The organism is Belnapia mucosa (assembly GCF_016775475.1).
GTDB lineage: Bacteria > Pseudomonadota > Alphaproteobacteria > Acetobacterales > Acetobacteraceae > Belnapia > Belnapia mucosa.
In genome coordinates, this window is record NZ_JAEUXJ010000002.1 from 408,369 (window position 1) to 420,257 (window position 11,889).

Annotated in this window: 7 protein-coding genes; 2 read left to right on the forward strand and 5 right to left on the reverse strand. The window is 70.1% G+C overall.

Features of this window, described 5'->3' with window-relative positions:
* Positions 1-30 precede the first annotated feature (30 nt).
* The 5 genes from JMJ55_RS06560 to secA all read right to left on the reverse strand — a co-directional run bounded on the left by JMJ55_RS06560 (position 31) and on the right by secA (position 9,426).
* The gene (locus tag JMJ55_RS06560) at positions 31-3,312 is read right to left on the reverse strand and encodes an efflux RND transporter permease subunit (RefSeq protein ID WP_202824710.1); all 3,282 of its coding nucleotides are present in this window, start codon (positions 3,310-3,312) and stop codon (positions 31-33) included.
* Between the two features lie 12 nt (positions 3,313-3,324).
* Complete coding sequence (locus JMJ55_RS06565; RefSeq protein ID WP_202824711.1) at positions 3,325-4,515, reverse strand: efflux RND transporter periplasmic adaptor subunit; 1,191 nt, start codon at positions 4,513-4,515, stop codon at positions 3,325-3,327.
* A 35-nt stretch (positions 4,516-4,550) separates the two neighbouring features.
* Positions 4,551-5,744, reverse strand: coding sequence for a TolC family protein (locus tag JMJ55_RS06570; RefSeq protein ID WP_202824712.1), 1,194 nt, complete (start codon positions 5,742-5,744; stop codon positions 4,551-4,553).
* Between the two features lie 218 nt (positions 5,745-5,962).
* Positions 5,963-6,328 carry a hypothetical protein gene (locus JMJ55_RS06575; protein WP_202824713.1) on the reverse strand — a complete coding sequence of 122 codons (366 nt, stop codon included), beginning with the start codon at positions 6,326-6,328 and terminating at the stop codon, positions 5,963-5,965.
* 377 nt (positions 6,329-6,705) lie between these two features.
* Positions 6,706-9,426 (reverse strand): preprotein translocase subunit SecA, encoded by a 2,721-nt coding sequence (gene secA / locus JMJ55_RS06580; RefSeq protein ID WP_202824714.1) that lies wholly within the window; start codon positions 9,424-9,426, stop codon positions 6,706-6,708.
* Between the two features lie 222 nt (positions 9,427-9,648).
* Here secA and JMJ55_RS06585 point away from each other — a divergent pair, with 222 nt between their 5' ends.
* Both JMJ55_RS06585 and argJ read left to right on the forward strand, forming a co-directional pair.
* Positions 9,649-10,626 (forward strand): peptidylprolyl isomerase, encoded by a 978-nt coding sequence (locus JMJ55_RS06585; protein WP_202824715.1) that lies wholly within the window; start codon positions 9,649-9,651, stop codon positions 10,624-10,626.
* Between the two features lie 13 nt (positions 10,627-10,639).
* The gene (gene argJ, locus JMJ55_RS06590) at positions 10,640-11,875 is read left to right on the forward strand and encodes a bifunctional glutamate N-acetyltransferase/amino-acid acetyltransferase ArgJ (protein WP_202824716.1); all 1,236 of its coding nucleotides are present in this window, start codon (positions 10,640-10,642) and stop codon (positions 11,873-11,875) included.
* Positions 11,876-11,889: the final 14 nt, after the last annotated feature.

An 11,889-nucleotide genomic window follows, 5' to 3' on the forward strand; every position in this document is an offset into this window, starting at 1 on the left:
CCTGCGGGGCGATGCATGGCCCACTTTCCACTAGGTCACGGGTTCCTGGTGCTTTTTGGCCAAGGTCGCTGAATGGGCAGACGCTGGCCTGTCCTGCTCATCGTCATCAGCACGCCAGATCGCGTTCGTGCCGAAGCGCAGATGAAGGGCCGGCAGCACCAGCAAGGTCAGCACCGTGGCGCTGATCAGGCCACCGATCACCACAGTGGCGAGCGGCTTTTGCACTTCGGCGCCGGTGCCGGTGGCGATCGCCATCGGCACGAAGCCGAGCGAGGCTACCAGCGCCGTCATCACCACCGGGCGCAGCCGCGTCATCGCACCTTCCACGACCGCCTGGGCATGAGGCATGCCCTCGGCCATCAGCTGGCGGATGCGCGACACCATCACCAGGCCGTTCAGCACCGCCACGCCGGAGAGCGCGATGAAGCCGACGGCAGCGGAGACCGAAAGCGGCATGCCGCGCAGCCATAGCGCCAGGATGCCGCCGGACAGGGCGAGCGGCACGCCGCTATAGACCAGGGCCGCGTCGCGCCAGGAGCGCAGCGCCGCATAGAGCAGGACGAGGATCGCGGCGAAGACCATCGGGACCACCACCATCAGCCGCGCGCGGGCGGCCGCCAGGTTCTCGAACTGCCCGCCCCATTCCAGGAAGTATCCGGTCGGCAGCGCGACCTCCGAGGCGACGCGCGCCTGCACCTCGGCCACCAGCGAGCCGATATCGCGCCCGCGTGCATTGGCCTGGACCACCACCCGGCGCTTGCCGTTCTCGCGGCTGACCTGGTTCGGCCCCTCGGTGGTCACGAAGCTGGCCAAGTCCCGCAGCGGCACGGTGGGAACAGGTCCGCTCCCCGTTATGCGCAAGGGCACCGGCAGGTTGCCCAAGGCTTCCAGGTCGCTGCGGACGCTGTCGGGCAGGCGCACCACGATCTCGAACCGGCGGTCGCCCTCGAACAGCAGGCCGGCGGGGCGGCCGCCGACCGCGATGGCAATCACCTCCTGCACATCGGCGACCGCCAAGCCGCGCCGCGCGGCGGCGGCCCGGTCGATGCGGATATCGAGGAAGGGCAGGCCACCTGCCTGTTCCACCCGCACATCCGTCGCGCCCTCGGTCTGCCGCAGAATGCCGGCGATGCGGTTCGCGGTTGCCAGCATGGGTTCGAACTCGTCGCCGAAGACCTTGATGGCCAGGTCGCCGCGCACCCCGGCGATCAATTCGTTGAAGCGCATCTGGATCGGTTGGGTGAACTCGTAGGCATTGCCGGGTAGCTTGCCCAAAGCTTCGGAGAGACGCGCCACCAGTTCGTCCTTGGTCTGCGACGGATCGGGCCAGGCCTCCCGGGGTTTGAGCATGATGAAGCTGTCTGACGCGTTCGGCGGCATCGGATCGGTGGCGACTTCCGCCGTGCCGGTCTTGGAAAAGACATAGGCCACCTCGGGAAAGCGCGAGACCGTGCGCTCGAGCGCAAGCTGCATCGACTGCGACTGCGACAGGCTGGTGCTCGGTATGCGCAGCGCCTGGACCGCCAGGTTGCGCTCATCGAGAGTCGGGATGAACTCCTGGCCCAATCGGGTCGAGAGCAGCAGCGAGAGGCCGAACAGGCCGGCAGCGCCCAGGATGAAGGGCAGGGGACGGCCGACCGAGTATCGCAGGGCCGGCGCGTAGCGGGACTTCAGGCCACGGACCAGCCAGTTCTCCTTCTCCTGCACCCGGCCGGTCAGGGCCAGGGCGATGGCCGCCGGCACGAAAGTCAGCGACAGGATGAAGGCGGCCAGCAGGGCGATCATCACGGTGAGCGCCATCGGCGCAAACATCTTCTCCTCGATGCCGGTGAAGGTGAGCATCGGCACATAGACCAGGATGATGATCGCCTGGCCGAAGACGGATGGCCGGACCATCTCCACGGCGGAAACCCGGATCGTTTCCAGCCGCTCGCGCCTGGTCAGGATGCGCCCGGCCTCCGCCTGGCGCTCCGCGAGATGGCGCAGGCTGTTCTCGGCGATGATCACCGCGCCATCGACAATCAATCCGAAATCGAGCGCACCCAGGCTCATCAGGTTGGCGGACAGGCCGGCTTTCAGCATGCCGGTGGCGGTGAGCAGCATGGTGACCGGGATGACGGCGGCGGTGATCAGCGCCGCGCGCAAATTGCCGAGCAGCAGAAACAGCACGGCGATGACGAGCAGCGCGCCCTCGGCCAGGTTCCTGGCCACCGTGTGGATCGTCGCCTCCACCAGATCGCTGCGGTTCAGCACCGTCTGCACCCGCACGCCGGGGGGCAGGGCGCGCGCCACCTCGCGCATCCTGGCCTCCACCGCTTCGGAGACCGTGCGGCTGTTGCTGCCAAGCAGCATCAGCGCGGTGCCGATCACCACCTCCTCGCCGCCGCGGCTGGCGCTGCCCACCCGCAGCTCCTGGCCGAGCGCCACCGTGGTGACGTCCTGCAGCCGGATCGGCGTGCCCTCGCGGGTCTCCACCACCACGTCGCGGATATGCTCGAGCGTCGTGATGCGCCCGTCGGCCCGCACCACATAGCCCTCGCCGCCGCGTTCGACATAGCCGGCACCGATGGCGGAGTTGTTGCGCTCCAGCGCCTCGACCAGCGCGCGGAAGGTCAGCCCCAGGCCGAGCAGGCGCTGCGGGTCGGGGCGGACATGGTACTGCTTCACATAGCCGCCGATACCGTCCACGCCGGCGACCCCCGGCACATTGCGCAGCTGCGGCCGGATCACCCAATCCTGCAGCGTGCGCAGATAGGCCAGCCGCTGCGCCGGTTCGGCCAGGCGCTCGCCAGCCGGGGTGAGATAGCTGCCATCCCTCTGCCAGCCCGGCTGGCCATCCTTCGGCGCCGGCCGGGCCGGATCGCCGGCCGGGATGTACTCGACTGCCCACATATAGATTTCGCCGAGGCCGGTGGAGATCGGCCCCAGGCGCGGCTCGGCGCCTGGCGGCAGGGATTCCTCCGCCTCGCGCAGTCGCTCGCCGACCTGCTGGCGGGCAAAATAGATGTCCGTGCCGTCCTGGAAGATGACGGTCACCTGGGAGAAGCCGTTGCGCGAGATCGAGCGGGTGGAGCGCAACCCGGAGATGCCGGCCATCGCCGTCTCCACCGGGAAGGTCACCTGCTTTTCGACCTGCTCCGGCGACAGTGCCGGGACCACCGTGTTGATCTGCACCTGGACATTGGTGATATCCGGCACCGCATCGATCGGCAGGCGGGCCAGGGCCCAGATGCCGGCGGCGGCGGCGAGCAGCGTGGCGAACACCACCAGCCAGCGGCGGGCGATCGAGAAGGCGATCAGACGTTCCATCATGGTCCCGCCTCCTCAATGGGCATGCTCGGCTTCGCCTTTGCCGAGTTCGGCTTTCAGGACGAAGCTGTTCGCAGTGGCGACCTGCTCGCCGGCTTGCGCGCCCGAGACCAGCTCGGCACTGCGCTCATCGCGGCGCCCCAGCACCACCTCGCGTTTGATGAATCCCCCCTCGGTGCGGACGAACACCACCGTCCTGCCTTCCACCGTCTGCAGGGCCTCGGTCGGCACGGACAGCGCGACGCTCTGCGCCTCGGTCGCGATGCCGGCCGTGACGAAGGCGCCCGGCCGCCACCGCCCGTCCGGGTTCGGCAGCTCGGCCACTGCGCGCGCCGTGCGGGTCTGGCTGTCGAGCATCGGGCTGACGAAGACGACCTTGCCCTCGCCTGCCTGGCCGGTGGCGCCGCCGGTGAGGTGCACCGCCTGGCCTTCGCGCAGGTGGGCCAGATCGCTGGCCGATATGGCCAGCTCCACCCACAGCACCGACAGATCGGCCACCACGAAGGCTTCCGTCTCCGGTGAGACGGAGGTGCCGATATCGATGCGCCGGTCGGTGACGCGGCCCGCCAGCGGGGCACGGATCTCCTGACGCCGCAAGGCGTCGGTAGGCTGGCTGGGCAGCGCCTCGATCTCTGCGGTGCCAAGACCCAGGGCCGACAATTTCGCCCGGCTCAGATCGACCCGGATGCGTGCTTCCTCGGCCTCGGTGCGGGCCTTGAGGAAATCCTGCTCGGCCGAGATCTTCCGCTCCCAGAGCCGACGTTCCCGCTCCGCCGTGGTGCGGGCCAGGGCCTCGGCTCGCACGGCCGCCAGATAGGTCGCCTTGGCTTCGGCCATCTCACGGCTTTCCACCACGGCGAGCACCTCGCCGGCCGCGACCTGGTCGCCCAGGCGCCGGTGCAGCTCGGTGACCGTGCCGGCCACCCGCGCCGGAACACGGGCCAGCCGGTCGGCGCTGGCGGTGATAGTGCCCGGTGCGCTGAGCTGGCGGGCGATCCTGCCCTCGCCGATATCGGCCAGGCGAATGCCGGCAGCCTCGATCTGCTCGGCCGTTAAGTGCAGCTCGCCTTCGCCATGCGCCTCCTCGGCATGGTCCTGCCCCTCAGTCGCGAGCGTGGCAGCGGGCATCGCCAGGAATGCATGCAGCGCAGAATCCACCGGGCGCAGCCCGACGCCGCCCACTGCGCCGATCAGCAGCGCGATCATGGTGAGGCCGGTCAGGGTCGTGAAACGGATCGTCGTCATGGCCGGCCTCCTGGCCTGGTGGGTTGCGTGGCGCCGATCAGCGGGCCGCCGCTCAGGCGGTCCAGCTCGGCACGGCGGGTGTGAACCTCGCGCAGGGCGTCGTTCAGCTGGCTGCGCGCCTCGAACAAGCTGCGCTGGGCATCGAGCACCTCGAGGAAGGAGAACTTGCCTTCGCGGTAGCCCTCGCGGGCATAGCCGAAAGCCCGCTCCGCCCCCGGCAGCACGGTGCGGCGCAATGCATCGGCTTCCTGCCAGGCGGCCTCGAAGCGCTGGCCGGCATCCGCCAGCGAAGCTTCCAGCATCCGGCGCGCCTGCTGGCTCGCCAGTTCGGTGCGGGTCAGGTCGGCGCCGGCACGCGCGATATTGCCCTGGTTCCGGTCGAACAGCTGCAGCGGCACGGACAGGCCCAGCAGGAAGGCCGTATCGGTGGCGCGCGAGGAGGCCTCGCGGTACTGGCTGACGGCCCCGTTGACCGTGACGTCCGGGACGGCGCGCCGCCGCTCCAGGTCCAGGGCGGCACGGGCGCGCGAAACGGCATCATCGAGCCGCGCATAGTCGGGATTGGCCGCAGCGCGCAGGCCGGTGGCCGCCGGTGCCGGGCCGATTTCCGCGAACCAGATGTCGGCGGCACGACCGGCCAGCTCGACCTCCTCCGCCGCCAGCAGGACCGCCAGCGCGCGACGCGCCACCGTCGCCTCGCGCTGGGCCCGGTCCCGCGCGATCGAGGCAGTGGACAGCGCCGTTTCCGCCCGCAGCTGCTGCGCTGGCGCCTCACGGCCGGCGCGCACGCGCTCAGCTGTGGCACGCAGCACGTCCGCGGCGAGGCGCTGGCGTTCCTGCTCGATGGTCACGGCGCGCCGTGCTGCCACGGCCCGGGCGTAGGCCGCGCGGACATCGCGCACCAGGTCGAGCTGGACCGCAGCCAGGTCGCGCCCGGCCAGGGTCACATCCCGGGCGGCGAGGGCGGAGCGGGCGGCCCGCTGGCCACCGATCTCGAGCCGTTGCGACAGGCCGGCGCTGGTCTCCAGCGGACGGCCGGTCCGGTATGGGCCGGACCCGCTGTTGTTCTGCTGGCTGAGCTGGAGCTCGGGGTTTGGCCGCAGCCCGGCCTGGAGCTGCTCGCCCCGGCTCGCGCGCACTGCTTCCTGCGCCGCGCCCAAACTCGGGGAGCGTTGCAGGGCGAGGGTCACGGCAGCTTCCGGCGAGGCGACGCGCAAGGCGCCGCTGGCAGGGGCTGCAGGTGGAATGGTGGCCTCTCGGGCAGAAGCCGATGCCATGCCAGAAACCACCGGCAGCGCCACCAGCGCGGCCAGCCTGGCCGAAAACAGAAGTGTACGCATCACTCCGCCCCTGAATACGGTTGCACATGCGCGCCGCGTGCATCGCAGACGCGCAGATCAGACCGGGTTCAGGCGCGTGGAGGTTGAAGCGGCGGGGCGTCCTGGCGCGAGGTCAGGACCGGCTCCAGGCCGAGGAGCCTCGGCAGGATGCGGGCAACCAGCGGATGGCTGAGCCCGGCCACTGTATCGGGGCAGGTGCCGCCGTGACACGCACAGCGCAGCCCATGACAGGCGTCATGCCTGGCTGCCTTGCCGCCGGTGCCGCCATGCTCGCCCGACGTAGCGGAGACGGAGACCGGTGTCCGACCGGCACCATGGGCATGGGCCGGCGCCATGCCGGCTCCGAGCGCCGTCACCAGCAGCACCAGCGCCACCAGGCCCGTCAGGGCCCGGCGAAGGCCGGTCAGGTGGTGACGGGACAGCATGCGGACCATGGGAAAGCGGCAGCTCCTGCAAAGGCGGGAATGCCACCCAATCGCCGAGGGTTCAAGACCGCAGCACAGGCCGCCGGGCTGGGCGCCCTGCCCATCCCGCGCCTGGCATCACCGTCAAGGACGGCACCAGCATCCATGACGAGGATCGGGAGAGGAGCCGGCCATCGGCTTTTACGACCGGATGATCGGCATCGGGATCGCTTTCGCCAGGACGGTCGCGGCGGCGAAGCCTCAAGCTCGCTGCCGCCTGCATCCTGTCGATGACGGCAGCCGCAGCCACGACACGCCACGCAGGCCGGGACCATCAACGCGGATATCCTCACCTTCATCCGTCGGGCATGGTTCCTGCCTGGCTGTTTTGGCCTAGGTCGTCGACCTCAGACCTTCCCGTGGCAATGCTTGTATTTCTTGCCGCTGCCGCAGGGACAGGGCGCATTGCGCGGCGTGCGGTTCCAGGTCGCCGGGTCAGCCGGATCGACACCCTCCGCCATGCGTGCGGCGGGCGGGGCCATTGGTGCGGGCTCGAAACCGTCGCCGGCCAGGGCCATCTCGCCCATCGCCGGCTCCGGATGGCGCATGTCGAGGATCCGGACCGGCTCCGGCATCGGCGGCGGCGATTCGGGGCGCAGCTCGATCCGCATCAGCACGCTCGTCACCCGCTCCCGCATATCGGCGAGCATGCCGTTGAACAGGCCGAAAGCCTCGGACTTGTACTCGTTCAGCGGATCCCGCTGGCCATAGGCGCGGAGGCCGATGCCCTGGCGCAGGTGGTCGAGCGCCAGCAGGTGTTCCTTCCAGACCGCGTCGAAGATCTGCAGCAGCAGCGACTTCTCGACCATGCGCATCAGGTCGGGGCCGACATTGGCGGCTTTGGCGGCGTAGTGCTGCTCGGCCGCGGCCTCGATCCGCTCGCGGACCTGGGTCTCATCGATGCCCTCTTCCTTGGCCCAGGCGACGACCGGCAGCTCGAGCCCGAGCTGGTCGCGCACCTTCGCCTCCAGCCCGGCCACGTCCCAGCTCTCGGGATAGGCGTTCTCCGGGATGGCGGCCGAGACCATGGCCTCGATGCATTCGCGGCGCATCTCGGCCACCGTCTCGGCCACCTCGGGCGCCTGCATGAAGGCACGGCGCTGGGCATAGACCTCGCGCCGCTGGTCGTTCATGACGTCGTCGTATTTCAGCAGGTTCTTGCGCGTGTCGAAGTTGCGCGCCTCGACCTTCTTCTGCGCCTTCTCCAGCGCCTTGTTGATCCAGGGATGGACGATCGCCTCGCCGTCCTTCAGGCCGAGCTTCTGCAGCATCCCGCCCATGCGGTCGCTGCCGAAGATGCGCATCAGGTCGTCTTCCAGCGAGAGGAAGAAGTGGCTGGCGCCCGGATCGCCCTGCCGGCCGGAGCGGCCGCGGAGCTGGTTGTCGATGCGTCGGCTCTCATGCCGCTCGGTGCCGATGACGAAGAGGCCGCCGGCGGCCTTGGCCTTGGCACGCGCCTCCTCGACCTCCGCCTTGTGGCGGGCGAGCGCCGCCTCGTAGTCCGGCCCTTCGCTCGCACCCGTCTCCTGCCGCGCCAGCATCTCGGCATTGCCGCCGAGCTGGATGTCGGTGCCGCGGCCGGCCATGTTGGTGGCGATGGTGACGGCGCCGGGGCGGCCGGCCTGGGCGATGATCGTCGCTTCCTGTTCGTGGAAGCGGGCGTTCAGCACGTGGTGCGGGATGCCGCGCTGCTTCAACAGCCCGTCGATCAGCTCCGACTTCTCGATGCTGGTGGTGCCGACCAGGCAGGGCTGGCCGCGCGTCCGCGCCTCGTCGATCAGCTTGATGACGGCTTCGTATTTCTCGGCGGCCGAGCGGTAGACCTCGTCGTCGCTGTCCTTGCGGGCGACGGGGACGTTGGTCGGGATCTCGACCACTTCCAGCTTGTAGATCTCGGCGAATTCGTCGGCCTCGGTCGCCGCCGTGCCGGTCATGCCGGAGAGCTTGGGATAGAGCCGGAAGTAGTTCTGGAAGGTGATGGAGGCGAGGGTCTGGTTCTCCGGCTGGACGGTGACGTGCTCCTTCGCCTCCAGCGCCTGGTGTAGCCCGTCCGAATAGCGCCGGCCTTCCATCATGCGGCCGGTGAATTCATCGATGATGACGACCTTGTCGTCGCGGACGATGTAGTCGACGTCCTTGGAAAACAGCACATGCGCCCGCAGCGACTGGTTCACATGATGGACCAGCGTGACATTGTGGAAGTCGTAGAGATTGCCCTCCTCCAGCATCCCCGCCTCGCGCAGCATCTCCTCGACCGTCTCCGACCCGGTGTCGGTCAGATTGGCGGTGCGCTGCTTCTCGTCCTTGTCGAAGGTCGACTTGTCCTCGACCAGCCGCTTCACGACCTCGTCCACCTGGCGATAGAGGTCGGAGCTGTCCTCGGACGGGCCGCTGATGATGAGGGGCGTGCGCGCCTCATCGATCAGGATGCTGTCGACCTCGTCCACGATCGCGTAGTTGAAGTCCCGCTGCACCATCTCGGTCAGCTGATACTTCATGTTGTCGCGCAGGTAGTCGAAGCCGAATTCGTTGTTGGTGCCGTAGGTCACGTCGGCGGCATAGGCGGCGCGGCGCTCGTCATCGGTCAGCCCATGGACGATGACGCCGGTCGAGAGGCCGAGGAAGCGGTAGAGCCGACCCATCCATTCGGAGTCGCGCTTCGCCAGGTAGTCGTTCACCGTGACGACATGGACGCCCTTGCCGGACAGCGCGTTGAGGTAGACGGGCAGGGTGGCGACCAGGGTCTTGCCCTCGCCGGTCTTCATCTCGGCGATCTTGCCCTCGTGCAGGACCATGCCGCCGATCATCTGCACATCGAAATGCCGGAGGCCGAGAACGCGCTTCGCCGCCTCCCGCACCGTGGCGAAGGCTTCGGGCATCAGCGCGTCCAGCTCCTCGCCCCGGGCGAGCCTTTCGCGGAATTCGGTGGTCTTGGCCTGGAGCGCCTCGTCCGACAGGGCGACGAGGCTGGGCTCCAGCGCATTGACCTCCGGCACCCGGGCCTGGAGGCGCTTCAGCGCCCGGTCATTGGTGGTGCCGAACAGGGCGCGGGCGATGCGGGCGAACATGCGGACCTGGCTTCTCCGGCGAGGGGCGCGGGGAATCCGCGCGGGCCTCGGCAATGGCGGCGCCAAGGGCGGCCGAGGCGAGCCCGGAGCCGGGGCCTGGCTCCTGGTCTGGCGCGGGCGAAGAGATAGGCAAGCGGCGGGCGCAGGTCAACGCCGGCCCGCTTGCCGCCCCTTGACGCATCCGGCATTGTCCGGCGCCTTTTCCCGGAGCCTCCCCGCCGCATGCCCTTCCGCCCCGTCCTTCTGGCCGCCCTGTTGTTCCCGCTCGGCGCCCTGGCCCAGCCGGCTGGCACACCACCGGCCGCCACGTCATCGGCGGCGGGCGCGCAGCAGGCCGAGGACCCGGTCCTGGCCCGGGTCAACGGGGAGCCGGTGCGGCTTTCGGATGTGATGGCGACCGCCCAGGACGTGCTGCCGGCCCAGATGCGCGGCATGCCCGGCCCGATGCTGATGCAGATGCTGCCGCCCGAGCTGGCCAAGCAGCTGGTCGACCGCACCATCACGGAACGCGCCCTGACCGCCGCCGCCCGCGCCGCCGGCCTCGACCGCGACGAGGAGGTGCGGCGCCGCATGCAGCGGGCCGAGGACCAGGAGCTGCAGCAGGCCTACCTGTCCCGCGAGGTGAACGCGATCGTCACCGATGCCGCGCTGCGCGCCCGCTACGACCAGGATGCCGGCCGCCGCCAGGGCGAGGAGGAGGTGCATGCCCGCCACATCCTCGTCCAGACCGAGGCGGAGGCGAAGGCGGTCCTGGCCGAGCTCGCCGGCGGCGCCGATTTCGCCGATCTCGCCAAGCGCCGCTCGCGCGATCCCGGGGCGCACGACGGCGGCGATCTCGGCTTCTTCAAGCGCGCCGATATGGTGCCGGAATTCGCCGAGGCGGCCTTCGCCCTCCAGCCCGGCCAGGTGAGCCCCGCCCCGGTCCGCAGCCCCTTCGGCTGGCATGTGATCAAGCTGGAGGAGCGCCGCGCCGCGCCGGTGAAGAGCTTCGAGGAAAGCCGCAGCGAGCTGCGCCAGAAGATGCTGGAGGAGCAGGTGCCGGCGGTGGTCGAGCGCGCCCGCGCCTCCGTGAAGGTGGAGCGGCTGGACCAGCCGGCGCCCTCGCTGCTCGACACTGCGGCGCCGCCGGCGGCCACGCCGCCCGCCGCCGCGCCGCCGGCCGCCGCCGGCCGTCCCGCCCCGCAACCGCAACGTCGCTGAGAAGACCCAGACCATGGCCGGCCCGCTGCCCGTCTCCCCGCTTGCCCAACCGATGCCGGAGCTGCCGCCGATCGCCGGCGTCACCCTGGGCGTGATCGAGGCGGGGATCCGATACAAGGGCCGCGCCGACCTGACGATGCTGGAATTCGCCCCCGGCACCACGGTCGCGGGCGTCTTCACCCGCAACAAATGCCCCGGCGCGCCGGTCGATTGGTGCCGCGCCGCGCTGAAGGCTGGCCGCGCGCGGGCGCTGGTGGTGAATGCCGGCAACGCCAATGTCTTCACCGGCAAGGCTGGCCGCGAGGCGACCGCCGCCACCGCCGAGGCCGCCGCCGCCCTGGTCGGCTGCAAGCCGCGCGAGGTTTTCCTCGCCAGCACCGGCGTCATCGGCGAGACCCTGCCGCATGAGCGGCTGACCGCCGCCCTGCCGGCGCTGCATGCCGCGCTCAGCCCGGATCGCTGGGCCGATGCGGCGCGTGGGATCATGACCACCGACACCTTCCCGAAGGCCGCGGTCCGCAGCGCGACCATCGGGGATGCCACGGTGACGATCGCCGGCATCGCCAAGGGCAGCGGCATGATCGCGCCCGACATGGCGACCATGCTGAGCTTCCTCGCCACCGATGCGAAGATACCGGCCGCGGCGCTGCAGGCGCTGCTGTCCAAGGGCTCGGCCCGGTCCTTCAACTGCATCACGGTCGATAGCGATACCTCGACCAGCGACAGCGTCATCCTCTTCGCCACCGGCCAGGCGAAGCATCCCCGCGTCCCGGCCGAGGGCGGCGCCATCCTGCGCGACTTCGCCCGGGCCCTGGATGAGCTGCTGCTCGACCTCGCCCTCCAGGTGGCGCGGGACGGGGAGGGGGCGCAGAAGCTCATCCAGATCGACGTCACCGGCGCCGTCAGCGCCAAGTCCGCGCATCGGATCGCCATGGCGATCGCCAACTCGCCGCTGGTGAAGACCGCCATCGCCGGGGAGGACGCGAATTGGGGCCGCATCGTCATGGCCGTCGGCAAGTCCGGCGAGCCGGCGGATCGCGACAAGCTCAGCATCGCCGTCGGCGGCACCTGGATGGCCCGCGACGGCGGCGTCGTCCCCGGCTATGACGAGGCCCCGGTCGTCGCCCATATGAAGGGGCGGGAGGTCGAGATCACGGTGGATATCGGCCTCGGCCGCGGCAAGGCGCGGGTTTGGACCTGCGACCTCACCCACGGCTATATCGACATCAACGGCTCCTACCGGAGCTGACGGCCAGGGCTGGC